Annotated in this window: 23 protein-coding genes; 17 read left to right on the top strand and 6 right to left on the bottom strand. The window is 66.0% G+C overall.

Annotated elements, in window-relative coordinates:
• Nucleotide 1: 1 nt before the first annotated feature.
• Complete coding sequence (locus CH262_RS12205; protein ID WP_094717663.1) at nt 2-712, bottom strand: TIGR03089 family protein; 711 nt, start codon at nt 710-712, stop codon at nt 2-4.
• A 55-nt stretch (nt 713-767) separates the two neighbouring features.
• Nucleotides 768-2,198: an LCP family protein gene (locus CH262_RS12200; protein ID WP_048320270.1), complete on the bottom strand. Its 1,431-nt coding sequence runs from the start codon at nt 2,196-2,198 to the stop codon at nt 768-770.
• A 479-nt stretch (nt 2,199-2,677) separates the two neighbouring features.
• Between CH262_RS12200 and rfbD the strand changes: the two genes are divergently transcribed.
• The 3 genes from rfbD to CH262_RS12180 are packed head-to-tail and all read left to right on the top strand — an operon-like array spanning nt 2,678 to nt 5,563.
• The gene (gene rfbD, locus CH262_RS12190) at nt 2,678-3,529 is read left to right on the top strand and encodes a dTDP-4-dehydrorhamnose reductase (RefSeq protein ID WP_094643096.1); all 852 of its coding nucleotides are present in this window, start codon (nt 2,678-2,680) and stop codon (nt 3,527-3,529) included.
• Between the two features lie 38 nt (nt 3,530-3,567).
• The gene (locus CH262_RS12185) at nt 3,568-4,479 is read left to right on the top strand and encodes a glycosyltransferase family 2 protein (protein WP_027496493.1); all 912 of its coding nucleotides are present in this window, start codon (nt 3,568-3,570) and stop codon (nt 4,477-4,479) included.
• Nucleotides 4,469-5,563: a sugar phosphate nucleotidyltransferase gene (locus tag CH262_RS12180; protein WP_027496494.1), complete on the top strand. Its 1,095-nt coding sequence runs from the start codon at nt 4,469-4,471 to the stop codon at nt 5,561-5,563. The genes CH262_RS12185 and CH262_RS12180 overlap by 11 nt, the downstream gene beginning before the upstream one ends.
• Nucleotides 5,564-5,603: 40 nt before the next feature.
• On the opposite strand, the gene CH262_RS12175 is transcribed toward CH262_RS12180, so the two are convergent.
• From CH262_RS12175 to cofD, 3 genes are read right to left on the bottom strand one after another with little or no spacing between them, the layout of a single operon-like run.
• Nucleotides 5,604-6,152, bottom strand: a complete 549-nt coding sequence (locus tag CH262_RS12175) for an NUDIX hydrolase (protein ID WP_094717662.1) — start codon at nt 6,150-6,152, stop codon at nt 5,604-5,606.
• A gap of 6 nt (nt 6,153-6,158) precedes the next feature.
• On the bottom strand, nt 6,159-7,511 hold the full coding sequence (locus CH262_RS12170) for a coenzyme F420-0:L-glutamate ligase (protein ID WP_032408195.1): 1,353 nt from the start codon (nt 7,509-7,511) through the stop codon (nt 6,159-6,161).
• Nucleotides 7,512-7,534: 23 nt separating this feature from the next.
• Nucleotides 7,535-8,524, bottom strand: a complete 990-nt coding sequence (gene cofD / locus CH262_RS12165) for a 2-phospho-L-lactate transferase (RefSeq protein ID WP_094717661.1) — start codon at nt 8,522-8,524, stop codon at nt 7,535-7,537.
• A 778-nt stretch (nt 8,525-9,302) separates the two neighbouring features.
• On the opposite strand from cofD, the gene CH262_RS12160 reads away from it, so the two are divergent.
• Entirely contained in the window at nt 9,303-9,536 is a 234-nt protein-coding gene (locus tag CH262_RS12160) for a WhiB family transcriptional regulator (protein WP_027496498.1), read from the top strand.
• Nucleotides 9,537-9,579: 43 nt separating this feature from the next.
• Here CH262_RS12160 and CH262_RS12155 read toward each other — a convergent pair whose 3' ends face one another.
• Nucleotides 9,580-10,065 (bottom strand): metallopeptidase family protein, encoded by a 486-nt coding sequence (locus CH262_RS12155; RefSeq protein ID WP_027496499.1) that lies wholly within the window; start codon nt 10,063-10,065, stop codon nt 9,580-9,582.
• Nucleotides 10,066-10,137: 72 nt separating this feature from the next.
• On the opposite strand from CH262_RS12155, the gene CH262_RS12150 reads away from it, so the two are divergent.
• The 13 genes from CH262_RS12150 (at nt 10,138) to hpf (ending at nt 25,691) form a co-directional block, all read left to right on the top strand.
• Nucleotides 10,138-10,548, top strand: coding sequence for a DUF3499 domain-containing protein (locus CH262_RS12150; RefSeq protein WP_174557261.1), 411 nt, complete (start codon nt 10,138-10,140; stop codon nt 10,546-10,548).
• Nucleotides 10,549-10,753: 205 nt separating this feature from the next.
• A complete protein-coding gene (locus CH262_RS12145; protein WP_094717755.1) occupies nt 10,754-12,136 on the top strand; it encodes a phosphomannomutase/phosphoglucomutase in 1,383 nt (460 codons plus the stop codon).
• Nucleotides 12,137-12,207: 71 nt separating this feature from the next.
• The gene (locus CH262_RS12140; protein ID WP_094717660.1) at nt 12,208-13,350 is read left to right on the top strand and encodes a tobH protein; all 1,143 of its coding nucleotides are present in this window, start codon (nt 12,208-12,210) and stop codon (nt 13,348-13,350) included.
• A complete protein-coding gene (gene manA / locus CH262_RS12135) occupies nt 13,350-14,585 on the top strand; it encodes a mannose-6-phosphate isomerase, class I (RefSeq protein ID WP_094717659.1) in 1,236 nt (411 codons plus the stop codon). The genes CH262_RS12140 and manA overlap by 1 nt, the downstream gene beginning before the upstream one ends.
• A gap of 137 nt (nt 14,586-14,722) precedes the next feature.
• Nucleotides 14,723-16,234: an amino acid permease gene (locus CH262_RS12130; protein WP_048320229.1), complete on the top strand. Its 1,512-nt coding sequence runs from the start codon at nt 14,723-14,725 to the stop codon at nt 16,232-16,234.
• A gap of 299 nt (nt 16,235-16,533) precedes the next feature.
• Nucleotides 16,534-17,637, top strand: coding sequence for an alkane 1-monooxygenase (locus CH262_RS12125; protein WP_080729302.1), 1,104 nt, complete (start codon nt 16,534-16,536; stop codon nt 17,635-17,637).
• Between the two features lie 120 nt (nt 17,638-17,757).
• A complete protein-coding gene (gene ahcY, locus CH262_RS12120) occupies nt 17,758-19,242 on the top strand; it encodes an adenosylhomocysteinase (RefSeq protein ID WP_027496506.1) in 1,485 nt (494 codons plus the stop codon).
• A 17-nt stretch (nt 19,243-19,259) separates the two neighbouring features.
• Nucleotides 19,260-19,925, top strand: a complete 666-nt coding sequence (locus tag CH262_RS12115; protein WP_032383485.1) for a dTMP kinase — start codon at nt 19,260-19,262, stop codon at nt 19,923-19,925.
• Between the two features lie 4 nt (nt 19,926-19,929).
• On the top strand, nt 19,930-20,607 hold the full coding sequence (gene mtrA, locus CH262_RS12110; RefSeq protein ID WP_027496508.1) for an MtrAB system response regulator MtrA: 678 nt from the start codon (nt 19,930-19,932) through the stop codon (nt 20,605-20,607).
• Nucleotides 20,604-22,286 (top strand): MtrAB system histidine kinase MtrB, encoded by a 1,683-nt coding sequence (mtrB, locus tag CH262_RS12105; protein WP_032366296.1) that lies wholly within the window; start codon nt 20,604-20,606, stop codon nt 22,284-22,286. The genes mtrA and mtrB overlap by 4 nt, the downstream gene beginning before the upstream one ends.
• On the top strand, nt 22,283-24,064 hold the full coding sequence (lpqB, locus tag CH262_RS12100) for an MtrAB system accessory lipoprotein LpqB (protein WP_371827939.1): 1,782 nt from the start codon (nt 22,283-22,285) through the stop codon (nt 24,062-24,064). Before mtrB ends, lpqB begins: the two co-directional genes overlap by 4 nt.
• Before the next feature lie 41 nt (nt 24,065-24,105).
• Nucleotides 24,106-24,789: a ComF family protein gene (locus CH262_RS12095; protein WP_179274973.1), complete on the top strand. Its 684-nt coding sequence runs from the start codon at nt 24,106-24,108 to the stop codon at nt 24,787-24,789.
• Nucleotides 24,790-25,022: 233 nt separating this feature from the next.
• Nucleotides 25,023-25,691 (top strand): ribosome hibernation-promoting factor, HPF/YfiA family, encoded by a 669-nt coding sequence (gene hpf / locus CH262_RS12090; protein WP_027496511.1) that lies wholly within the window; start codon nt 25,023-25,025, stop codon nt 25,689-25,691.
• Nucleotides 25,692-25,820 lie beyond the last annotated feature (129 nt).

The following is a 25,820-nucleotide window of genomic DNA, read 5'->3' as shown; positions in this document are numbered from 1 at the left end:
GTCAGTCGAGGGTCGTCGTGACCTTCTCGGTGTCGATGCGTCGTTCCTTCTTGCTCTCGTCGGAGTTGGCCACCTGTACCAACGACGCTCCGGCCGCGAGCACCGAGAGCAGTCCGTCGATCAACTCGTCGGCGGTGGTCCAGGATGCACTGGACAACACTCGATCCGCGGCCGAGAGAGAACGGGCCTCGGCGCGTTCTCTCGCTGCGGCGAGGACGTCGTCCACCGAGCGGCCGTCCAATGCCGCGGCCCCGGATCCGGTTGCCCTGAATTGGTCACCGTGTACGCGAACCGAGGTGGCGTAGTCGGTCATCCCGAGGGGCAGATCGGGGACTGCCTTACCGAAGGCATCGAGCGAGAGCGCCAGAACTTCGTCGACGTCGGGTGCGTCGTCGAGGCGGTCGCCGTGCACCAGCGCGAGATCCGCGGAGTCGTCTGCACCGAGCACCACCTCGCCGCCGGTCCACCAGATTCCCAGAAGTACGGCAGCGGTCTGCCAGTGCGCCGGCAACAGCACGCACACGCGCGCGCCCTGATCGAGTGCGAACTCGTCACGGAGCAAGTTGGCAGTCTTGGCCGCCCAATTCGCCAGTGTCACGGCGGACACCTCGACCCGCTCGCCGGTGGCATCGTCGTAGTACGTGATGCGGGGACCGGCCGGGTCTGCCGCCAGAATCGGCTCGAGCAGGGTTTGAGTCAGGTTCGAAGCCACACCACGACCCTAGTCGACGCCGACCCGCCCCGATTTCCACGCTGCGTTCGTACTGTCAGTTCACGCACATGGGGCCGGTGGAACCCGCGTCGATCGGTGCCGCAGGTTCCTCGGGGACTGCTGTACCCGCTTCGGGTGCCACGGTTTCGGCCGTCGCGGCCTGACCCGAGCCGGGGCCGGCGTAGTCGTCGGCGAGCACGACCCGTACGGCATCGGCCGGCATGGTGTCGTCGGCGGTGATCTGCAGGCCACCGAGTGCGGCCGACACGGCGCGAGCGGCGTCGCTGTCCACGTCGGCGGTCTGGATGCGGCTCGTGGAGATGGACGAGCCCTCGTAGTTGCCGATGGTGCCACCGACGTACCCCAGCGCCGTCAACGATCCGGCCACACCGTTGGCCAGACCTTCGATACCGCTGTCGTTCGCGACGTCCACCGTCACCGTCGACGGATCGACGGCCGGGGCATCCGAATTCTCGGCGTTGGTCTCGGCGGAGTTCCCGTCCTCGAGTAGTCCGGCGACGTATTTCTTCACTGCTGCCGGGTCGACCTGCACGATGGATTCGCCGTAGTCGGTCGTCGCATTGATGTCGACCGCGGGAATGGTCTCGAACTTGACCTTGCCACCGGCGAGATCCTGCAGGCGAGTGGCGAACTGCAGGATGTCCCAGTCCGAATCGAGGGTGACCGACCGCTGCACCGCGGTACTGAGCTGACCGAGCTTGCTCGGATTGCTCAACGTCTTGGCGCTGAGCACACTGCGTACGAGGGAGGCCATGAAGACTTGCTGGCGCACGATCCGGTCCAGGTCACCGCGGGGCAGATCGTGTCGTTGCCGGACGAAACTCAGCGCCTGCGAACCGGACAGGTTCTGCTCACCGGCGGCGAAGTTCGCACCCGACAGCGGCTCCTGCACCGGATTGTTCAGGCATACCGCTACTCCGCCGACGGCGTCGGTCAGCAGAACGAAACCGAGCAGGCCGACCTCTGCGTAGTGATCGACCGTGATACCGGTCAGGTTGGCGACGGAATCGATCAGCGCTTCGCGTCCGGCCTCGGTGGCCTGCGGTTCGGCGTCGGCATCGGAGACTCCCTGCTCGACCAGTTCGAGCCGTTTGTTCTCCTTGGTCGCTCCGTACGCGGCGTTGATCTTGGACATTCCGATCCCGGGCACCTCGACGTACGAGTCGCGCGGGATGGAGATGGCAGTGGCCGACGAGCCGTCGTTCGGGACACGGATCAACACGATCGTGTCCGTGTTCGACGCAACTTCCTCGCCTGCGTTGAGCGAGGCCAGTTCTTCCGGTGAGAGCGCGTTGCCGTGGGCGTCGGTGCGGCTGTCGGTGCCGACCATCAGGATGTCGACGGCACCGTCTGCTGCGCCGCCCAGACCGAGGCCACCCGCGGTGGCGATGTTCGACCGCAGACTGTCCACACTGCGCCACGCGAAGCCGGTCACCAACAGGACGAGTACCGACAACACGGCCACCGCAACGTGCGTCGCCGGCCAGCGACCACCTGCGCCCGGTCGGCGGGGTGCCTCGCCTGCGTCCGCTCGTCGGTCGTCGCCTCGGGGCCCACGCTGCGGTCGTCGTGTGCGGCCGGCCGTGGTTCGTCGTTCGTCGCCGGCCGCGCCGCCTCGGCGATGCACGCCCGGTTCACCGTCTGCGGAGGGACGTACAGGTCGATCCTGGGAGTCGCGCCCGCGGGATGCACGAGGGTCGGTGTCACGGTCGCGTCGCTCGCCGCGCAGGCCGTCGCCGTCGGCTCGCCGCGAGGTGCGCCGGTGTGGTGGGGGTGTGCGCTCACCTCCGTGCGTGCCTGAATCTCGTGGCACCTTCGACCCTTTCCTCGTTTCCGGCAGGCATGGACACCCACCGACAGACGTTCACTCCCCCCGAGTCGAAGGTTACTGGCGATCGGCCGCGCTCTCGCCGAACCGAGCGCGGCGTGCCACACTTGGCAACCGTGAATGCGATCGTGGTGACCGGTGCACACGGCCAGTTGGGCCGACGGGTGGTCTCGCTCGCCGCCGAGCGTGATTCCGATGTCGAGGTGCACGGCTATTCGTCCGCCGACCTGGACATCACCGACCCCGACGCCGTCGACGCCGTGGTGACTGCGGGTGCGACCGTCGTCAACTGCGCCGCATACACCGCCGTCGATGCCGCCGAAACCGACGAGTCCAGGGCCATGGCCGTCAATGCCGACGGTCCTCGAAATCTCGCGCGGGCGTGCGGGCGTGTCGGTGCCCGACTGATTCACATTTCTACCGACTATGTGTTCGACGGCACAGCGACCGAGCCGTACGACGTCGACGCGGCGACCGCGCCGAAGTCCGTGTACGGACGCACCAAGTTGGCCGGGGAAACGGCGGTACGTGAGGAACTTCCCGAGGCCGTCATCGTGCGCACCGCATGGGTCTACGACAACACCGGCAAGAACTTCGTCACCACGATGCGAAGACTCGAAGGCGAGCGGGAGACCGTCTCGGTGGTCGACGACCAGATCGGATCGCCCACCTTCGCTCTCGACCTGGCCGCCGGTCTGCTCGAGATCGAAGCCGACGCGACGGTGACCGGCCGGACCGTTCACTTCACCAACGCCGGGCAGGCGAGCTGGTACGACCTCGCCCGGGCAGTGTTCTCGGGCATCGGTGCCGACCCCGACCGGGTGCGGCCGTGTTCGAGCGCGGAGTACGTCGTCCCGGCACCTCGGCCCGCATACTCGGTGCTGTCACCGAGTGCGTGGTCCGCAGCCGGGCTCGGTGCGCCCCGCCCCTGGTCCGAGGCTCTGACGGCGGCTCTTGCTCGGTCGTGATGCGGGATCGATGCTCGCCTCGGGCTAGTCTTGCCCGCGTGAGTTCCGACCTGGCCGTGGTGACGGTGACCTATTCCCCCGGCGAATACCTCGAGCAATTTCTGACGTCTCTTCGCGAGGCCACGACTCGGCCCGTGCGAGTCATCATGGCCGACAACGGGTCGGTCGACGGCACTCCGGAAGCCGCCGAGGCGGCGTTCGCGGAAGCAGAATTGCTGCGTACCGGCGCCAACATCGGCTACGGCGCTGCCGTCAATCGGGCGATCGCCGCGGTCGACCCCGAGGTCGAATTCGTCGTGGTGGCCAATCCGGATGTCAGGTGGCACCCCGGGTCCCTGGACGGATTGCTCGACGCCGCGGCGCGATGGCCGCGCGCAGGTTCGCTGGGCCCACTCATTCGTGAGCCGGACGGGTCGCGATATCCGTCCGCGCGATCGGTGCCCGATCTGACGTCCGGGGCCGGCCACGCAATTCTGGGCAAGCTCTGGCCGACCAATCCGTGGACTCGGCGATACCGCCAGGAGAACGAGACGGTGTCCGAGCGGCCGGTGGGATGGCTGTCGGGATCATGCCTGTTGCTTCGCCGCGCGGCGTTCGACTCCATCGACGGGTTCGATTCGCGCTACTTCATGTACATGGAGGACGTGGACCTCGGCGACCGGCTCGGCAGGGCGGGTTGGCAGAACGTCTACGTACCCGAGGTCGAGGTCACGCACTCGAAAGGCCATGCGGCAGGACGGCATCCGGAAGTGATGCTGCCCGCACACCACACCAGCGCCTACCGATTCCAGGCCGACAGACACGACCGGGTGTGGCAGGCTCCACTACGATGGGCGCTGCGCGCGGGTCTCGGTCTTCGCTCGAAGGTCGTTGTGACTTCGGCGCTTCGGGCCCGAGCTCGTGAAGAACGACCGTCGGACGAGAGAACAGAGGCTGGACATGTCGGATAGTTCCCCATCGGTCGCCGCACGTACGGATGCAGTGATCTTGGTCGGCGGCAAGGGAACTCGACTGCGCCCGTTGACTCTCTCGGCACCCAAGCCGATGCTCCCGACTGCAGGACTCCCGTTTCTCACCCACCTGCTGGCCAGGATCAAGGCTGCGGGCATCGAACACGTGGTTCTCGGAACGTCGTTCAAAGCCGAAGTGTTCGAGCAACATTTCGGCGACGGGTCGGCGCTGGGCATCGAACTCGAGTACGTGTTCGAGACCGAGCCCATGGGCACCGGCGGCGGAATCAGAAACGTGCTGCCGCGACTGCGGGCAGACAACGTCATGGTGTTCAACGGTGACGTATTGGGTGGTACCGATCTGACGGCGGTGCTCGACACGCACCGCACGACCGACGCGGACGTGACGTTGCATCTCGTTCGGGTCGGCGATCCCCGCGCGTTCGGATGTGTACCGACCGACGAGAACGGCCGAGTCACTGCATTCTTGGAGAAGACCCAGGATCCGCCGACCGATCAGATCAACGCCGGTTGCTACGTGTTCAAGCGCGAGATCATCGAGTCCATCGCAGCCGACCGGCCGGTGTCGGTGGAGCGAGAGGTGTTCCCCGCCTTACTCGCCGAGAACAAGAAGGTCTATGGGCACGTCGACAGTGCGTACTGGCGCGACATGGGTACGCCCGAGGATTTCGTCAAGGGATCGGCCGACCTCGTTCGCGGGATTGCGCCGTCGCCCGCACTGCACGGAGATCGCGGTGAGTCCCTGGTTCACCCCGGAGCGGGTGTCGCGCCGGGCGCACTGCTGATCGGTGGAACCGTCGTCGGACGTGGTGCCGAGATCGGCGCAGGCGCTCGTCTCGACGGCGCGGTGGTGTTCGACGGTGCGATCGTCGAAGCAGGGGCCGTGGTCGAACGGTCCATCCTGGGATTCGGAGCCCGCATCGGACCGCGCGCACTCGTGCGTGACGCCGTCATCGGTGACGGTGCCGATATCGGAGCTCGGTGCGAGTTGCTGCGTGGGGCACGGGTATGGCCCGGAGTGAAGCTGCCCGACGGGGGAGTGCGCTTCTCCACCGACGTCTGATCGTCGTCCCGAGGGGCTGAGCGGGGCCGACCCGGGCGAATCAGCGATGCGCGGCGAGCGCGACGAGATGGTCGATGGTCTCGCGCTCGGCCGAGTCGGGTAGTTCGTCCACCGGCCACCAGCGCAGGTCCGTCGATTCCTCGCTGCGCACGGCGCGCGCGCCGTCCTGGGCGCGCACCAGGAACCGCAGGTCCAGGTGCCGGGTCGGCTTACCCAGCGAGCACGTGATCGGGTGAGTGTGCGCCGAGAGCAACTCGGGATCGATCGACAGATCGGCAATTCCGGATTCTTCGGTCGCCTCGCGCAGCGCTGCGGCGACGACCGAATCGTCCTCGGGTTCGCAGTGACCGCCCAGCTGAATCCACCGGCCCACCCGGGGATGCAGGGTCAACAGAACGTGTCGTCCCGACGCGTCGAGTACCAGCGACGACGCCGTGATGTGGCCGGCCTCGTTCGCGCGGAGACACGCGTCGGGATTGCTGTGCAGAAAGGCGATCACGGTGTGCCGAAGGGATTCGTCCCTGGAGTCGGTCGGTGCCCAACGATCGAGTGTCTCGGCCGCGGACTGCCACAGTGAGGAAGCGGACATCGTCGGTCAGAGCTCCACCAGCGAAGACCCGGGCGCGGCCGGATCTCGTACCGTCAGCGGTTCGCTGGGGTGTCCGATTGCGATGGCCCCCAATGCTTTCCAGTCCGCACGCAAGCCGAGCTCGGCGCGGACGGTATCGGCGGCGAAGATCGTCGAACCGATCCAGCAGCTACCGAGATCGCGAACGGCCAAGGCGACGAGCAAACCCTGAACGGCGGCACCGACCGCCACGGTGAACATGGTGTCCTCCGCTGCGCGACGCCTCTCGTCGGGATAGGTGTGCGCCCCGTCCGGCACACAGAACGGAATCACGATTTCCGGCGCATCGAACAGAATGTCTCCACGGCTCAGCCTCGCGGCGATGCGGTCCTCGGTCAGCCCGTCGCCGGCCAGATCGGCTCGCCACTGCTCGCGCATGGTCTCGAGCAGTCGTCGACGCACCGCGGGCGTTCTGATCCAGACGAATCTGACGGGGTGGGTGTGATGCGGGGCGGGGGCGGTGAGGGCGTCCGCGACAGCGTCACGAATCGAGTCCGGGTCGACTGCATCCGGGGAGAACGATCGAACCGACCGCCGGCGGAGCAGGGCCTCACGTCGACCACGTTCGAGTGCCTCGGCGGTTCCCAGCCAGAACAGATCGTCTTCGCCGCCGCGCAGCAGGGTGGCGGCGGTGGAGCCGTCGTCGACCGGTGACAGGCCGCGGACGACGGCTATCGGAACGCCACCCAGCTTGCCCTTCACGAGATCGCCTGCCGCAGCGAGCTCGTCGGCGATGGCGACTTCGGTGACGATCAGTTCGTTGCCCTGGCCGTCTTCTGCCCCGGCGTATCGATGGACGACCGCCAGGCCGGCAGACCCGATCGCGGCATCGGTCTGACCGATCCGCCAGGCCCGGCCCATCGTGTCGGTGATCACGACAGCCACGGTGACTCCGGCCGACTCGTGCAGTGCTCGCCGAAGAGCCGCCGCGCTGGCGTCGGGATTCTCCGGGAGCAGCGCCAGTTCGCTGCCGTCGACGTTGGACCCGTCGATACCCGACGCGGCTTGCACGATGCCGAGGCGGTTCTCGGTGATGAGTGTCCGGCCTTTTCGGGCGACGACGCGAACGGCCTCCTGATCGACGAGGACCCGGCGGGCTGCGTCCCGCTCCTCGGGGTCCTGCGGTGCGGGCACCAGACGTCCCTCGACCTTGGAGACGATCTTGCTGGTGACCACGAGGACGTCTCCGTCGCGCAGCCAGGGCGCTCGGTCGACGATCGCTGCGGCGAGATCGTCGCCCGGACGAAACTCGGGAAGTCCCGTGACCGGCAGGATTTCGATCGATCCGCCCGGTGCGTGGTCACCGGGAGCCTCCGGCATCGACGCCACCTCGCGTGGGGCGGTCACAGTTCGAGTCCGGCTGCGCGCAGGGCGGTGCGGGCCATCACCGCTGTGGTCTCCGGGTCGGTCATCAGCAACGGAATCGACTGCACGTCGACTCCGTCGACCACCGCCGAGTCGGTGCTGTGCACCAGCCAGGCGTCGAGAATGCCGGTGCCGCTTCGGCTTCCGTAGAGGCGGCCGACGGCCTCGGCCGTCGTCTCGACGCCGATGACCGAGAGGCACTCGTCTGCCATGCCGCGCAACGGTTTACCGTCCACCACCGGGGACAGGCCGACGACCTTGGCGGCGGTGGTGCGGAGTGCGCCGCGGATGCCGGGTACGGCAAGAATTGCGCCGACACTGACCACCGGGTTGGACGGGGCCAGGATCACCGCGTCGGCCTCGGCGATCGCTTCGGCGACTCCCGGTGCGGCAGTGGCCTGTTCGGCACCGATATTAGCGAAACTGTGCGTGGGAATCTGCGCGCGGTAGCGAACCCACCACTCCTGGAAGTGGATTGCACGTTGCTGCTCGCCGCTGGGGTCGTCGGGGTCGGTGACCACGACGTGTGTTTCCGAGCGGTCGTCGGTGACCGGCAGCAATCGGACCCCGGGCTGCCATCGGTTGCACAGTGCCTCGGTGACGGCCGACAGCGGAAATCCGGTGCGCAGCATGCGACTGCGGATCAAGTGCGTGGCGATGTCCCTGTCGCCGAGGCCGAACCAGTCGGGATCTGCTCCGTAGGCGGCCAACTCGTCGCGGGCGTTCCATGTCTCCGCGACCCGGCCCCAGCCTCGCTCGGTGTCGATTCCGTTTCCGAGGGTGTACATGCACGTGTCGAGATCCGGGCAGATGCGAAGGCCGTGCATCCAGACGTCGTCGCCGACGTTGACCACCGCCGTGATCTCGTTCTCGGGTTCGTCGCCGAGAAGGGAGTCGCCGAACAGGGATTTGAGCCCCTGGAGGAACCGTGCGCCACCGACGCCACCGACCAGAACAGTAACTTTCACAACATGCGAGCCTAGTGCGGTTGCCGCCCGCCCGGGTGAGCGCCCACCCGGACCGTCCGCGGGGCCGGGATCCGAGCCCGAGAACCGCCGCGACACGCACGGGACGCGCCCTGATTCGGGGAGACAGCCGATTTCGGGCATGGGATGGTATTGGATTTGTGCGATCGGCTTGACCGCGACACACCTGTACGTGTCTAATCACAGGTATGTCATTCAGCGTTCGCGGCACGAGTTCGACTGCAGCGAACCTGGTTTCGAACACTCGTTCCCTTCCTGTTCGTCCCTGAGTGGACGTGGAGTAGAGGTCGAGAGTTGGACGGGTGGAGAGTCGGCTCGGACGTACCAGCTCGATCGAATACCGGCGCGGGGCAAGGTATTCGAGATTACGAGGACCGAAAGTATCTGCGCTACCACAGGTGAGGAGGCGGAAGCGATGTATGACCAGCACGTGACACGTGATCAGCGGGGCGGACCCACTGCACACCTCAGCGCTGTCGACGACGCGCCGCAAACCGAGTCCGATTCCGGCGTGGATTCGAGCGTCTCCGTCGACGCCGGTTCTGCGTACGTGACCCCGTCGAACGATGCAGTCGACGGCGAACTCTCGAGTGACGCCGTGCAAATCGATCAGGACATCGACAGCCCCGATGTCGACAGCCCGGATGTCGACGACGTCGATAACGACGACTCGGACAACGACGCTGATTCGATGCCGTTCGTGGCCGAATCGGTTCCACCCGCCAAGCCGTTCCTCAGTCTCGTGGCGGGTTTCGACGAGATGTTCGAGGAGATCGAGGATCAGTGGCAGGAGCGCGCCCTGTGCGCTCAGACCGATCCCGAAGCCTTCTTTCCCGAAAAGGGCGGCTCCACCCGCGAAGCGAAGCGAATCTGTCTCGGCTGCGAGGTCAAGGACGAATGCCTCGAATACGCTCTCGCCAACGACGAGCGATTCGGAATCTGGGGCGGACTGTCCGAGCGTGAGCGTCGTCGGCTCAAGCGCGGGATCGGCTGAGCCGAACGCGCTCAGGAGGATCCACCCACGAGCCGACGCTGCATCACGGCTCGGCGCTGGCGGGGTCCACCTCGTCTGGATCGATCCCCAAATATGTCGCTACCTGCTCGACCAGGACCTCGAACAGTAGGTCCTCCAAATCTTCCGGATGCTTGGCGCGCCGCTCGAGCGGACGCCGGAACAGCACCACACGGGCGCGTGTCGTCTCTCCGCGCTTGTCGATCCCTGCGGGGACCAGTCGTGACAGGGGTACCGGTCCTTCTGCGACCACCTCGGGCGGCCAGGTGACCGATTCCGGGTCCAGCGCCCTGATCTTGGGCACGTCGTCGACGGCGATGTCGAGCTTCGAGAGCTTGTCGTGCCACCGGTGGTCGATGCGCGCGAACGCGTCGAGTACCAGCCGGTCGAACTTCTCTGCACGTGATCGCCGGGCAGGTAGGTCCTCGGGCAGCACCGGTCCGCGGATGCCGCGGCCGTGCCGCGCAACGGACCGCGACGTGATCCTGCGCGCGGAAGAGAACTGAGGCATGGGGGCAGGTTATCGCGGCTGTCCGGTGTGTCGGTCGTTCGGTCGGTTGCACGTACCGGATACTCTGCACTCGTGAGATCACTGCGTGGCTGCTGCAGGCCTGGTTGCAACCGTTCTGCCGTTGCGACGCTCACATATGTCTACTCCGACTCCACTGCGGTCGTCGGTCCGCTGGCCACCGTGGACGAGCCGCACTCCTGGGACCTGTGCGAGGTCCATGCCTCGACGACCACGGCACCCAAGGGCTGGGAGCTCGTGCGGTACGAGGGTGGTTACTCGACATCGACCCCCGACGAGGACGATCTGACCGCGCTGGCCGAGGCCGTACGCGAAGCCGGTCGGGGAGACCGGACGCGCTCCGAGGATCGAGACAGCGGTGACCGGTCGCCGGCTCGCCACCAGGACACCGAGCGACGGGCCACGCCTGCCGTCCGAACCGGCCGACGCGGACACCTCAGAGTTCTACCCGATCCCACGTCCTAGACCCCCTGCGCAGAACGCCGCGGCGGGGCTATGCGCTGCGTCCGCCCGAATGAACGACGGGTCGACTGGCCCGCCCACCGGGCGTCTGGCAAGGTTTGCACCAGTACCGAAACGGACAAGCCGGTCTGCCGAGCTTCGGTGTTGACCGCCCCGTACCCAACGCTGGATGTCCGACGCCGGACGACCGACAATCAGGAGAATCTTCGTGGCCCGAACCGCAGAGTCCGTCAACGCCGTCATCAAGGCCTACGACGTCCGTGGCGTCGTAGGTGAGCAGATCGACGAGGCGTTCGTCCGAGGCGTCGGTGCATCGTTCGCCCGGTTGGTACGCGACGAGGAGGGCGCAGCGCGGACCGTCGTCGTCGGACACGACATGCGCGACTCCTCGCCGGGCCTGTCCCGCGCTTTCGCGGACGGCGTCACCGCGCAGGGACTCGACGTCGTGCACATCGGTCTCGCCTCGACCGATCAGCTCTACTTCGCGTCGGGCCTGCTCGAATGCCCCGGTGCCATGTTCACCGCAAGCCACAATCCGGCGAAGTACAACGGAATCAAGCTGTGCCGCGCCGGTGCCAAGCCGGTGGGACAGGACACCGGGCTGGCCACGATCAAGTCGGAACTGATCGACGGCGTGCCGGACTTCGACGGCCCGGCCGGTACGGCAACGTCGCGAGACGTGTTGACCGACTACGCCGGGTTCGTCCGCGATCTGGTCGATCTTTCCGGCATCGGATCCATGAAGATCGCCGTCGACGCGGGTAACGGCATGGGCGGGCACACGGTCCCCGCGGTGTTCGCTCCGCTCCCGGTGACGATCGAACCGTTGTTCTTCGAACTCGACGGCAGCTTCCCCAATCACGAGGCCAACCCACTGGACCCGGCGAACCTGGTGGATCTGCAGCGCTTCGTCGTCGAGACCGGTGCCGACATCGGGCTCGCGTTCGACGGAGACGCCGACCGGTGCTTCGTCGTCGACGAGAAGGGCGATCCGGTCTCGCCGTCGGCCGTGACCTGCTTGGTGGCAGAACGCGAGCTGGCCAAGGAACCCGGTGCGTCGATCATTCACAATCTCATCACCTCGCGTGCGGTGCCGGAGCTCGTCACCGCGCTCGGCGGCAAGCCTGTCCGCACCCGAGTGGGGCACTCGTTCATCAAGCAGCAGATGGCCGATACCGGTGCGATCTTCGGCGGAGAACATTCCGCGCACTACTACTTCCGTGATTTCTGGGGTGCCGATTCCGGCATGCTCGCCGCGCTGCACGTTCTCGCTGCCCTCGGCGCACAGGATCGACCGCTCTCGGAGATGATGGCCTCGTACGAGACGTACAGCGCGTCGGGTGAGATCAACTCGACGGTCGACGACGCAGCCGAACGCACCCAGGCCGTGCTCGACGCGTTCGCCGATCGGACCACCGGAATCGACCGTCTCGACGGCGTGACCGTCGACCTCGAGGGTGGTGCATGGTTCAACTTGCGTGCGTCCAACACCGAGCCCCTGTTGAGACTCAATGTCGAGGCGCGCACCCGCGCCGAGGTCGACGCGTTGTCGACCGAGATATTGAGCATCGTTCGCTCCGGACTGGAATAGTGGTTACCTAGAGTTCACAAGTGGGTATGCAGGCATTTCGAGTCGGTGACGTAAGGGAAGGTGCCGAGGTCATGAGGGCAGTGACGTCTCTGGTCGATCTCGACGACGCCGGCGCGATCGTGGCCGCCGATCGGGAGGGCGCGCTCCGCAGCGCCGCGCTCGCGGGTGCTCAAGTACGCGCCGTCGCCACTGCGGTCGATGAGTCGGTGCTGGCGCGCCTGGCCGACCTGCGACCTCGCAGCGTGGTGATCGTGACCGGCGACGGCCGCAGCAGCCGTGCCGCGTCTCTGCTTGTCGCTGCTCTCGGAAACCATTTGGGCGTTCCCCTGGTTCGTAGTACCGGAACTCCGCCGTGGATCGGGCCACTGGATGTCGTCGTGGTGGCCGGCGACGATGCAGGCGATCCGCGCTTGGCCGAATCGGTCGACGCGGCAGCACGGCGCGGCGCGGAGGTCGTCGTCGTGGCACCGGAAGAGGGTCCCTTGCGTGCCGTGCGCGGTGCCAGGGTCATGTGGTTGCCGCCGCGCATAGCGGTGCGTGACCACAATGCGCTGATGCGCTACCTTGCGGCGTTCGTGGCCGTCCTCGGCGCGGTTGCCGGTGGTTCGTGGAAGGCGCTGCTGCCCAACCTTTCTCGGCTCGCAGATCTGCTCGATGCCGAGGCTGTGCGCAACAGCCCGTCCAACGAGGTGTTCCACAACCCGGCCAAAGCGCTTGCCAGTGGGTTCAGCGGCAAACGTGTGGTGCTCAGCGGTGCCGGGCCGGCTGCCGTCGAGGTGGCGCGGCACGGTAGCGAGGTATTGCTGCGGGTGGCCGGTCAGATCGTGGCTGCGGGTGAGCTCGGCGATGTCATCGCTGCGTCCATCCGTGCGTCCATGGTCGAGTCCTCGGGGCCGGTCAGCACCTTCGACTCGATCTTCCACGACGAGGAGCTCGACGGACCGGCTCCCGAACAGCCGATGCGGGTATTCGTCCTGGCGTCCGAATCCGATCGCGCGCTGACCGAACGACGCATTGCCGGTGTTCCGAATTCCGAACTGGTACTGACCGAGTCCGGTGAGGCGGCGTCGGGCGGGGAGTTCGTGAGTTCGGGTTTCGAGGCCCGCGCGGCGTCACCCGATCCGGTTACACTCTCGATGCTCGACACGATGTCGGTGTTGGCAACGCGGTTGGACACCACTGCCGCGTACTTGTCGTTGATGGGCGGTAGCTAGTGCAACTCCTGCGAGGCGCAGTCCGGTCCTACGCTTGGGGTTCGCGCACTGCTCTGGCTCGTATCCAGGGTAGGCCGGTACCGTCCGATCATCCCGAGGCGGAGATCTGGCTGGGTGCACACCCGGCCGATTCTGCGCACGTGGTTCACGAGGGTGGCAGCACGCCGTTGCTCACCCTCATCGACGGGGATCCGGAAACACAGTTGGGCGGCTCTGCAGAGGACTTCTCGTCGCGGCTGCCGTATTTGCTGAAATTGCTTGCCGCAGAAGAACCTCTGTCGTTGCAGGCACATCCGAGCAGCGCGCAGGCGCGTGAGGGTTTCGCGCGGGAGAATGCCGCAGGTGTCGCGATCGATTCCCCGGTGCGCAATTACCGGGACGCCAATCACAAGCCCGAGCTGATCGTGGCACTCACCGAATTCGAAGCACTGGCAGGGTTTCGGCAACCGGCCGAGACGGTGGAGTTTCTCGATGCGTTGGCCGTGCCTTCCCTCGCGGGGTATCGCACGTTGCTCGCCGCTCAGCCCGACGCGTCGGGCCTCCGGACGGTGTTCACCTCGTGGATCACGTTGCCCGGGCAGTCCCTGGACGACCTGTTGCCTGCGGTCGCCCAGGGCTGCATCGTTTATCTGTCGGGGCCTGCCCGCGCCGACGGCGGTCGATTCGCCGCCGAGGCACGGACGTTGCTCGAGCTGGGAGAGTCGTATCCCGGTGATGCTGGAGTACTGGCGGCCTTACTGCTCAATCGGGTCACCCTGACTCCCGGCCAGGGCCTGTACCTGGATGCGGGCAATCTCCATGCGTACCTGCGCGGAACCGGTGTGGAGATCATGGCCAACTCCGACAACGTTCTGCGTGGAGGGTTGACGCCCAAGCACGTCGACGTGCCGGAGTTGTTGCGCGTGCTGGACTTCGAGCCCGCCGACATCTCTCCGATCACGCCGGGTGAGAACGATCGGCCCACCTACCGATACCCGACGCCGGCCCCTGAATTCGTCCTCAGCCGGACGGCGGTCGGTCCGGGGGAGACCGTCGAGATTCCTGGAACCGGTCCGCGAATTCTGTTGTGCACCAGCGGTTCGGTGCTGGCAACGACCGGTGACACACACGCGGGGCTCACCGTGCCCCAAGGTAGTTCGGCGTGGATTCCCGCTGCCGACCGATCCGTCACCGTCACCGCGGACTCCGACGGTGCCGAAGTGTTCGTGGCGGCGGTCGGATCATTGCAGTCGTAAGGCGCGGCAAGTCGAGTGGCCGAAGTGTCCGACACGGGTGCCCGCTACCAATAGGGTGATGTCAGAGTGAATTCTGGGACGGGTGGGTCCGATCGGATCGGCCGTCTGCAGAAGCGACGTGGCGATACGGAGGTCCGATGACCAAGGCAGACCGGCCCAGGAAGCCCCCGCGCACGACGGGGTGGTTCCGGACCAAGTCGATCGAACAATCGATCAAGGACACCGACGAACCGGACACCAAGTTGCGCAAGGAGCTCGGTTCGTGGGATCTGACCGTGTTCGGTGTCGCGGTGGCGGTCGGAGCCGGCATTTTCACGCTGACGGCGAGGACTGCCGGAAACGTTGCCGGACCGGCTGTTTCGGTGGCGTTCGTGTTGGCGGCCATTGCCTGCGGGCTCGCGGCCCTGTGTTACGCCGAGTTCGCCTCCACGGTTCCGGTCGCCGGTAGTGCTTACACGTTCTCCTACGCCGCATTCGGTGAGTTCATCGCCTGGATCATCGGCTGGGATCTGATCCTCGAATTCGGACTCGCCGCGGCGGTGGTGGCGAAGGCCTGGTCGCTCTATCTGGGAGACCTGCTCGGCACGTCGGCCCCGGTACTGCAGATCGGTTCGCTGAATTTCGACTGGGGCGCACTGCTCATCGTGGTGGTGTTGACGGTTCTCATCGCCTCGGGAACCAAGTTGTCCTCGCGCGTGTCGTTGGTGATCACAGCCATCAAGGTGATCGTGGTGCTGTTCGTCGTCGTGCTCGGTGCGTTCTACATCAAGGTCGCCAACTACGATCCGTACATTCCGCCGTCCGAGCCCGCGTCCACGGGTGAGGGGCTTCATCAGTCCTTGTTCTCATTCGTCACCGGTGCGGGCGGTAGCACCTTCGGTTGGTACGGACTGCTGGCGGCGGCGTCGCTGGTGTTCTTCGCGTTCATCGGCTTCGACGTGGTCGCGACAACGGCCGAGGAGACGAAGGAGCCGCAGAAGGCATTGCCGCGCGGCATCCTCGGATCCTTGGCCATCGTGACCGTGCTCTACGTGGCGGTGACCTTGGTGCTGACCGGGATGGTCAAGTACACGGATCTGGCCGGCGACAGTGCCACGCTGGCAACGGCGTTCGAGCTGAACGGGCTGACGTGGGCCAAGAACATCATTTCGTTCGGCGCACTGGCCGGTCTGACGACGGTGGTCATGGTTCTCATGCTGGGGCAGACCCGCGTCCTGTTCGCCATGTCGCGAGACGGCCTGGTGCCGCGCGGTCTGGCCCACACCGGAAAGAAGGGCACGCCGGTTCGGACGACGATCCTGGTCGGTGTGGTGGTCGGACTGCTCGCCGCGTTCGTCCCTCTCGGCACGCTCGAGGAGATGGTCAACATCGGAACGCTGTTCGCCTTCGTTCTGGTGTCGGCCGGTGTCCTCGTCCTCCGCAGGACGCGTCCCGATCTCGAGCGCGGGTTCCGCGTGCCCTGGGTTCCGCTGGTTCCGATCCTGGCAGTGGCCGCGTGCCTGTGGCTGATGCTCAACCTGTCGGTCGAGACGTGGTTGCGGTTCCTGGTGTGGATGGCAGCGGGTGTCGTCATCTACGTGCTGTACGGCCGCCGTCATTCGGTGATGGGTCTGCGCGAGGCGAAGAAAGTCGAGTCGCGACCCGAGTGAGACGCGGCCGAGTCGTCTTGCGAGGCCGGCCCCGACCGTCGATCGTGCGGGCGGGGCCGGTTTTCTCGGATCCGACGTGTCCGGGGTATCCGTCACACCCCTCGGTCCGAACGCCCGGCATGTTATACCCTCGAAAACAAACTGATAGGACCGCAAACATTCGGTGAGAGGGTGTGGCAACTGTGAGCGTGGACGGCCGAATCACCTCATCGGACGATTCGGGTGTCGCTTTCGGGGAGCGGAATTCGGCCGGGGCTGCACCTGCGGTTCGGCGGTGGGACAACAAGCGCTACCTGTGGATGCTGGGTCTGCTGGCACCGGCATCGGCACTGTTGCCGTCCCAATTGGTGTACTGGACCGGCATGCCGGTGTTCTGGTGGAGCGGCGTCCTGGTGTTCTTCGTGATCATTCCGATCATCGATCTGCTCGCGGGCGAGGACGGTCACAACCCGGACGCGTCTGCGGCCGACAAGCTGCAGAACGACCGTTATTACCGCTGGTGCACCTACCTGTTCCTGCCCATCCAATTCATCGGTCTGATCGTCGCCTGCTGGATGTGGGCGTACGGAGGCCTGAGCGTGGTGGACAAGATCGGGCTCGCGGTGACGGTGGGCCTGGTCGCGGGAACCGGAATCAACGCCGCCCACGAGCTGGGCCACCGCGTCGAGCAGCACGAACGCTGGTTGGCGAAGGTGGCCTTGTCGCAAACCCTGTACGGACACTTCTTCGTCGAGCACAACCGCGGTCACCACGTGCGGGTGGCCACTCCGGAGGATCCGGCCAGTGCCCGGCTGGGAGAGAGCGTGTGGACGTTCGTGCCGCGCAGCGCTGTTCTCGGGCTGGCCTCGGCCTGGAAGCTCGAGGCTCGGCGGCTGCGCCGCAAAGGCCACTCCGTGTTTCACCCGTCGAACGCCCTGTTGCACACGTGGCTGCTCAGCGCCGTTCTCTTCGTCACGCTGATGGTTGTCTTCGGCTGGGCGATCGCGCCGTATCTGCTGATACAAGCCGTCGTGGGATTCGTGCTCCTGGAGATGGTGAACTACGTAGAGCACTACGCACTGCTGCGCGAGACGAACGAGCGAGGCAGATACGTGCGGTGCGCACCGCGGCACAGTTGGAACAGCGACCGGCTGTGCACCAACATCTTTCTCTACCACCTGCAGCGACACAGCGATCATCACGCCAATCCGGGGAAGCGATACCAGACTCTGCTCTCGTGCGACGAGGCTCCGCAGTTGCCCGCCGGGTACGCGACGATGGTTCTACTGGCAGCGGTGCCGCCGCTGTGGCGTCGGGTGATGGACCCGCGGGTGCTCGACCACTACGACGGCGATCTCGTCCGGGCCAACATTCTGCCCCGAAAGCGCGATCGGATTCTGGCGCGAGCCCAGCAACACGGGTGACCGCGGGACCACTCGACGAGCCGTCTGAAGGGCATCGGACCGATTCGCCGGGCAGACGGTCGCCGCTCGCCGCGACCCGATAGCCTGGACGAAGACATTCAAGTCAACAGGAGAGGCAAGATGACGACCTCAGTTACGTCAGGATCGGCACTCACCGTGGAACACCGCGGTGGAATCGACTTCAAGGTCGCAGACCTGTCACTCGCAGAATTCGGCCGCAAGGAAATACGGCTGGCAGAGCACGAGATGCCCGGCCTGATCGCGCTTCGTCGCGAGTACGCCGACGTTCAGCCGCTCAAGGGCGCGCGAGTATCCGGATCGCTGCACATGACCGTGCAGACCGCCGTGTTGATCGAGACGCTGGTGGCACTCGGTGCCGAGGTGCGTTGGGCCTCGTGCAACATCTTCTCCACCCAGGATCACGCAGCCGCGGCCGTCGTCGTCGGCCCGTACGGCACCGTCGAAGAGCCCAAGGGCGTTCCGGTGTTCGCCTGGAAGGGTGAGACCCTCGAGGAGTACTGGTGGGCCGCCGAGCAGATGCTCACCTGGCCCGAGCAGCCTGCCAACATGATCCTCGACGACGGCGGGGACGCCACGATGCTGGTGCTGCGCGGCGCTCAGTTCGAGAAGGCAGGCGTCGTTCCGCCGACCGACGACGACCAGGATTCCGACGAGTACAAGGTGTTCCTCGGCCTGCTGCGTCGCTCCCTCGAGGCGTCGACGACCAAGTGGACCGAGATTGCCGCATCCGTGCAGGGTGTCACCGAGGAGACCACGACCGGTGTGCTGCGGTTGTACCAGTTCGCTGCTGCCGGCGAGCTGTCGTTCCCGGCCATCAACGTCAACGACTCGGTCACCAAGAGCAAGTTCGACAACAAGTACGGCACTCGCCATTCGCTGATCGACGGCATCAACCGTGGCACCGACGTTCTCATCGGCGGCAAGGCCGTGCTGGTCTGTGGCTACGGAGATGTGGGCAAGGGCTGCGCCGAGGCACTCAAGGGCCAGGGCGCTCGCGTGACGGTCACCGAAGCAGATCCCATCAACGCCCTGCAGGCACTGATGGACGGCTTCGACGTGCGCACGGTCGACGAGTTCATCGAGCAGGCCGACATCGTGATCACCTCGACGGGCAACCTCAAGATCATCACGTTCGAGCACATGCGCAAGATGAAGCACCAGGCGATCCTGGGCAACATCGGCCACTTCGACAACGAGATCGACATGGCCGGCCTCGAGAAGGCGGCCGACGTCACGCGGATCAACATCAAGCCGCAGGTCGACGAGTTCCAGTTCAAGGACGGGCACTCGATCATCGTGCTGTCCGAGGGCCGTTTGCTGAACCTCGGCAACGCCACCGGTCACCCGTCGTTCGTCATGAGCAACAGCTTCTCCAACCAGGTCATCGCGCAGATCGAACTGTGGACCAAGCCGAGTGAGTACGACAACGAGGTCTACCGGTTGCCCAAGCACCTCGACGAGAAGGTTGCTCGCATCCACGTCGAAGCGCTGGGCGGCTCGATCACCAAGCTCACCAAGGAGCAGGCCGAGTACATCGGCGTCGACGTCGAGGGCCCGTACAAGCCCGAGCACTACCGCTACTGACCGAGAGAGTTCGGTCGTTGGGAAAGCTCTTCGTCATCGAGGGAGTCGACGGAGCGGGCAAGAACACGCTCGCCCGTCGGCTCGTCTCGGCGTGGGAACGCGACGGCCTGGCCGTCGTCCGGGTCGGGTTTCCCCGGTACGGCAGGTCGGTTCATGCCGATCTGGCGGCCGAGGCGCTGCAGGGGGAACACGGAGACACCGCGGGCAGCGTGCACGCCATGGCGCTGCTGTTCGCACTCGACCGCAAGGATGCGGCCGACGAGATCCGAAACTTGTTGTTCCGCAACGATATCGTGTTGCTGGACCGGTACGTGGCGTCCAACGCCGCCTACACCGCGGCGCGGTTGGAGCAGTCCGTCGACGGAGCGGCCGTCGAGTGGATCCGGTCACTCGAATTCGAGCGGTTCGGTGTGCCCGTTCCGGACGTGCAGGTGCTGCTGGACGTACCGGTGGCTCTCGCTGCGGAGCGCGCCGCCGCGCGTGAGAGTGCGGACGCCGCGCGCACCCGGGATGCCTACGAACGCGACGGCTCGCTGCAGACCCGAACCTCGGCCGTCTACGGCCGTCTCGCAGAAACGAACTGGGCGTCGCCCTGGCGAGTCGTGCGCGCCGACGTCGACCCCGATCGACTCGCCGCCGACATGTTCAATCAGCCATCCGCCGAGCCGAAAGTGACACGATAGAGCCATGAAGCCTCGGATTCTGGTTGTGGACGACGATTCGGCTCTGGCGGAGATGCTCACCATCGTGTTGCGCGGTGAGGGATTCGAGCCGTTCGTCGTCGGAGACGGCACCCAAGCGCTGGCGGCCGTCCGCGAGAATCGACCCGATCTGGTGTTGCTCGACCTGATGCTTCCCGGAATGAACGGCATCGACGTCTGTCGCGTGCTGCGAGCCGACTCGGGCGTCCCGATCGTCATGCTGACGGCCAAGACCGACACCGTCGATGTGGTGCTCGGTCTCGAATCCGGGGCCGACGACTACATCATGAAGCCCTTCAAGCCGAAGGAGCTGGTGGCACGCGTCCGGGCACGACTGCGTCGAACCGAGGACGAGCCGGCCGAGCTGTTGTCGATCGCCGACATCGTCATCGACGTCCCCGCCCACAAGGTCAGCCGCGGCGACGAGCTGGTCTCGCTCACTCCGCTCGAATTCGATCTGCTGGTCGCCTTGGCTCGCAAGCCGCGTCAGGTGTTCACCCGTGAGGTTCTGCTCGAACAGGTATGGGGCTACCGGCACGCCGCCGACACCCGCCTGGTCAACGTCCACGTTCAGCGTCTGCGCGCCAAGGTCGAGAAGGATCCGGAGAACCCGGAGGTGGTGTTGACCGTGAGGGGGGTCGGGTACAAGGCCGGACCGCCGTGATCGGTTTTTCCCACTCTCGGCGACGAATCAACGGCAAGTTCTCCCCGCTCCTGCGTTGGTTCAGGTCGCTGAGCACATCGCTGGGTCATGCCTGGCGAAGGTCACTGCAACTGCGCGTGGTCGTCTCGACCCTGACGTTGTCGCTTGTGGTGATCCTGATTCTCGGCGTCGTTCTGACCAGCCAGATCACCGATCGGTTGCTCGAAGCGAAGCTGTCTGCAGCCACCGAGGAACTCGACCGCTCGCGCACCACGGTGGAGGGCAACCTCGCCGGTGCCGATGATTCGAGCGGCCTGTCCACCCGTCTCGAACGGGCGAGAGCAGCGTTGACGAACCAGGACCTCGACGCTGCGTCGACCACCGGGTCTGCAGGGTCCTTCGACCCTGTTCTGATCGTCGAGGGCGACGCGACCCGCGCGGAAGCGTCGGTCGGTCCGGTCGACCAGATACCGGCCAGCTTGCGCGACTTCGTCAAGAAGGGCCTGATCAGCTCGCAGTACGCCACCGTGACCGACAGTGACGGCGGATATTCCGGGTCGGCGCTCATCATGGGGTCGCCCACCGGTTCCGACATATCGGCGCTGCAGCTGTATCTCATCTTCCCGCTCGCCAGCGAAGACCGAACGCTCTCCCTGGTCCGCGGCACGCTGTTCATCGGGGCCGTGGTGCTGCTGGTACTCCTCGCGGCGATCGCGATGCTCGTCGCGCGGCAGGTGGTGCTGCCCATTCGATCCGCGTCCCGCATCGCAGTACGTTTCGCCGACGGCAGGCTCAAGGAGCGGATGCCGGTTCGCGGTGAGGACGACATGGCGAGGCTGGCGATGTCGTTCAACGAGATGGCCGAAAGTCTGTCCAAACAGATCACCCAGCTCGAGGAATTCGGAAACCTGCAGCGCCGGTTCACCTCCGACGTCAGCCACGAACTGAGGACTCCGCTCACCACCGTGCGGATGGCCGCGGATCTCATTCACGACGCCAGTGACGATCTCGAACCTGCCCTCAAGCGTTCCTCCGAGCTGTTGGTCAACGAGCTGGACCGCTTCGAGACGTTGCTCGGTGATCTGCTCGAGATCAGTCGCCACGACGCCGGTGTCGCCGAACTGGCCGCCGAGCAGCTCGACCTCCGGATGTGTGCACGCGCCGCGGTCTCCACGGTGCGTCACCTCGCCCGCGAAACCGGCACCGAGGTGATCGTCGACATGCCCGAGACGGCGGTCATCGCCGAGGTGGACCCGCGGCGCGTCGAACGTATCCTGCGCAACCTACTGGCCAACGCCCTCGATCACGGGGAAGGCAAGCCGGTGCTGCTGCGCCTGAGATCGGATGCCGACGCGGCAGCCTTCGTGGTGCGCGACCAAGGAATCGGTCTGCGCCCCGGCGAGGAGAAGTTGGTCTTCAATCGGTTCTGGCGCTCGGACCCCTCCCGCGTCCGGCGCTCCGGCGGTACCGGCCTCGGGTTGGCGATCAGTGTCGAGGACGCCCGGCTGCACGACGGTAAGCTCGAGGCGTGGGGTGCAGTCGGCGAAGGCGCATGTTTCCGGCTCACGGTGCCACTGGTCCGTGGTCACAAAGTGATCGGCTCACCTCTGCCGTTGAAGCCGAGCACCAAGAAATACGCTCAGGGACAACCGATCCCGGCTATCGGCGCGCAGCGGGCCGCGTCGGAGTCGTCGACGTGATTCGCTCGTCTCGTCGGCTGTCTCGCTCGGTTGCAGTCTGCGCCCTGATCGCCGCCCTCGTCTCCGGTTGTGCCAGCCTGCCCGAGTCCTCGAGCCCCCAGGCCATCGGCACGTTGACCGACGGTGCCGCGCCCACCAGCGCCCCGGCTCCCGAACCCGGACGTGAGCCCGACCGGCTGCTCGACGACTTCTTCGAGGCCAGCGCAGTGTCGGCCAACCGCCACCAGGCCGCCCGACAGTTCCTGACCGAGGACGCGTCGAACACGTGGGACGACGGCGCTCGTACCGTCGTCGCAGATCGGATCGACACCCTGTCGGGGCCCCGAACTGCAGACTCTGCGCAATTCACGATTCGGTCGACGACAGCGGGAATCCTGGCTCCCGGCGGGGAATATCAGGCCGGATCGGACACGTTCGACATCGCGATCGACATGACGCGCGTCGACGGCCAATGGCGCATCTCGAAGCTGCCACCGGGTGTGGTCATCGATCGCTCGGCGTTCATGGACACCTATCAGCAGCGATCCATCTACTTCGTCGATCCGCTCGGTGGGGTGTTGGTGCCGGATGTTCGGTGGACGAGCGGATCGCAGGATCAGCTCGCAAACCAGCTCGTGCAGCTGTTGATCGATGGACCCAAGTCCGCGCTGTCCGCAGCGGTGAGCAACGAATTGTCCGACGACGTCAGTATCCGGGGGCCCATCACCAAGGCCGACGGACAGACCACACAGGTCGGAGTCGGTCTCGGCGGCATCAGAATCGACTTCGGTGGTTTGCAGAACAAGGGCGACCGCGACCGAGAATTGCTTGCCGCACAGGTGATCTGGACTCTGGCCTCGGCAGAGGTGGCCGGGCCCTACGTGCTGCTCGCCGACGGACAACCCATCGACACGACCAAGCCGGACGGGTGGACGACGGCCGGGGTCGACTCCTTCGATCCACAGAGCTCCACCAACGAATCGGTCGGTCTGCACGCACTGGCCTCCGGTCGACTGCTTCGCGTCGAGGAGTCCGCGACCACACCCGCCCCCGGGTACTTCGGGCAGGCACGGAATCTGCGCTCGGTGGCCTTGTCGAACGACGGAACACTCGTGGCCGGCGTCGCGGATACCGGTAGACCCGCTCCGGCACCGTCGAGCACATTGATGGTCGGTAGCTACGACGGTGGCGCGTTCCCGGTGGCCGAGGGGCAGTCGATCACGCGTCCGACATGGGGAGCCGATGACAACGCCGCCTGGGCGGTCATCGACGGCACCAACGTCATTCGCGCGGCCCGTGACCCCTCGACCGGTCAGGTATCGGTCATACCGGTCGATGCCCGCGCGGTCACCACCCTGGGAACTCGCATCACCGAACTCCGGCTGGCCCGCGACGGCGTTCGGGCCGCACTCATCGTCGACGGCGTGGTGTACGTGGCCACCGTGGTACGCGATCCGTCGGGCGTCTATTCGCTGACGGCCCCGCGCGCGGTTGCGATCGGACTCGGCAGTGACGCCACCAGCCTGGACTGGAGCACCGGCGAGGCCATCGTCATCGCACGGGTTGCCACCGATACACCGGTGGTCCAGGTGACGGTCGACGGCTCGAGGATGGACGCCCTGCCGTCGCGCAATCTCACCAATCCTGTTCTGGCGGTCGATGCGTCGCCGGAAACCGAGTACGTTGCCGACGCTCGCGCCGTGTTCGCACTCAACAATGCCGATCCGGTCGGCGACAGGTACTGGCGCGAGGTCACCGGCCTGGCCGGGGTGAAGGCCGTCCCGATCCTGCCCGGCTGACGTCCGGCGGGTGTCGGTGGCTACCGGCACACTTCACGATCATGAGAACGCTTCTCGACCTCGTCCTGCCCCTCGAATGTGCCGGGTGTGGGGTGCCGGGGGAGCAGTGGTGTCGCCGTTGTGAACAGGCGCTGTCGGTGCCGCCTGTCCGGGTGCGTCCGCGGGTCGATCCGGGGGTGCCCTGCTGGGCGCTGGGCACGTACACCGGTCCTCGGCGCAACGGGGTGATCGCACTGAAGGAACGGGGCCGTCGGGCCGTGTCCGCGCCGTTCGGGCGGGCGCTGGCCGGTGCGGTGCACCAACTGCGTGCTGCGGGCGAGATCGATCCACCGGAGCTGAGTCACCTCGTTCTGGTGTGCGCTCCGTCCCGGGCGCGCGCAGCGCGAGTCCGAGGGGGCGATCCGGTGCTGCGGTGTGCGAGGAACGCAGCGACCGAGTTGGCACCGGAGCGAGTATCGGTTCCCCAGCTGCTGAAGATGGCCGGGGGAGTGCGGGATTCGGTCGGGCTCTCGGCAGGTCAGCGTCAACACAACGTGGCGGGCCGGATCGAGTTGATCGGACAGTCGCGCCCGGCTATCGGCCGGCCGCGGCCGCGAACCGACGAACTGACCGTTCTTCTCGTCGACGACGTGGTGACCACCGGGGCGACCCTGGCCGAATGTGCAAGAGTGCTAAACGATTTCGGGATCTCGTTGGCCGGTGCGGTCGTGGTGGCCAGCGCGTGAACGCGAGTCGACGGGTCACGCCGACAACCAATTCGGGGTGAACGGTGGCACACGCGTCGATGACCGACTAACGTCGCGGACACGCTCCATCACGACGGAGCGGACCGGTAGAACGACCCGTAGAAACACGGACGTGAGGTGATGCCCCGGACTCGAGATGCCGGACGGTTCCCCATTCGGCATGCACACCTGCCACGTCCAACAGTGGGCGTGGCCGATATCGGGAGGTACACGTGACGACCCCTTCACAAGCCTCGGTTTTCTTCGACGAGAAGCCTTCGGAAGAACCCGCCAAGAGCAATGCCGACGTTGTGGTCAAGGGCCGCAACGTCGAGATACCGGACCATTTTCGGATATACGTGTCCGAGAAACTGGCTCGCCTCGAGCGCTTCGACCCCTCCATCTACTTGTTCGATGTCGAACTGCAGCACGAACGAAATCGCCGTCAGGCCAAAGCATGTCAACGCGTGGAGATCACCGCGAAGGGCAAAGGCCCGGTCGTTCGTGCCGAAGCGTGCGCGGACAGTTTCTATGCCGCACTCGAAGCAGTGACCTCGAAACTCGAAAGCAGACTCAGGCGCACCAAGGATCGGCGCAAGGTCCACTACGGCGAGAAGAGACCCGTATCCGTCGCCGAGGCCACCGCTGAACTCGCCGAAGACGACACACTTGCGCTCGATCCCGAGACCAAGCTGGATTCGTTCGAGGACGATCAGACCGGCCCCGGGCACATCGTTCGCACGAAGGTTCACTCGGCGGCACCGATGAGCGTCGACGATGCGCTGTACGAGATGGAACTGGTCGGCCACGACTTCTTCCTGTTTCACGACAGCGCCACCGACCGGCCTTCCGTGGTGTACCGACGGCATGCCTTCGACTACGGCCTGATCAGGCTCACCTGACCGAGCGTGACGGCGAACGGGTCGTTCGCCGTCCGTGAAATATCCGACCACTGCAGGCTCGACGCCGGAAGACACGATCCCCACGTCGAGCCTGCAGTGCTGTGTCGGGGTTGTCCGAATGCCGGCGTC

The sequence above is a fragment of the Rhodococcus sp. 05-2255-1e genome, from assembly GCF_002259025.1.
Taxonomy (GTDB): domain Bacteria; phylum Actinomycetota; class Actinomycetes; order Mycobacteriales; family Mycobacteriaceae; genus Rhodococcoides; species Rhodococcoides fascians.
This window is presented reverse-complemented; position numbering and strand designations above follow the sequence as displayed.

Bases quoted from the DNA above. Each gene is read 5' to 3' on its own strand.
- CH262_RS12170 (WP_032408195.1), bottom strand. From the start codon at position 7,511: ATGCCGGAGGCTCCCGGTGACCACGCACCGGGCGGATCGATCGAAATC.
- mtrA (WP_027496508.1), top strand. From the start codon at position 19,930: ATGAAGCCTCGGATTCTGGTTGTGGACGACGATTCGGCTCTGGCGGAG.
- CH262_RS12130 (WP_048320229.1), top strand. From the start codon at position 14,723: ATGACCAAGGCAGACCGGCCCAGGAAGCCCCCGCGCACGACGGGGTGG.
- CH262_RS12140 (WP_094717660.1), top strand. From the start codon at position 12,208: ATGAGGGCAGTGACGTCTCTGGTCGATCTCGACGACGCCGGCGCGATC.
- CH262_RS12155 (WP_027496499.1), bottom strand. From the start codon at position 10,065: ATGCCTCAGTTCTCTTCCGCGCGCAGGATCACGTCGCGGTCCGTTGCG.
- CH262_RS12160 (WP_027496498.1), top strand. From the start codon at position 9,303: ATGTTCGAGGAGATCGAGGATCAGTGGCAGGAGCGCGCCCTGTGCGCT.
- CH262_RS12095 (WP_179274973.1), top strand. From the start codon at position 24,106: ATGAGAACGCTTCTCGACCTCGTCCTGCCCCTCGAATGTGCCGGGTGT.
- CH262_RS12180 (WP_027496494.1), top strand. From the start codon at position 4,469: ATGTCGGATAGTTCCCCATCGGTCGCCGCACGTACGGATGCAGTGATC.
- ahcY (WP_027496506.1), top strand. From the start codon at position 17,758: ATGACGACCTCAGTTACGTCAGGATCGGCACTCACCGTGGAACACCGC.
- CH262_RS12175 (WP_094717662.1), bottom strand. From the start codon at position 6,152: ATGTCCGCTTCCTCACTGTGGCAGTCCGCGGCCGAGACACTCGATCGT.
- CH262_RS12125 (WP_080729302.1), top strand. From the start codon at position 16,534: ATGCTGGGTCTGCTGGCACCGGCATCGGCACTGTTGCCGTCCCAATTG.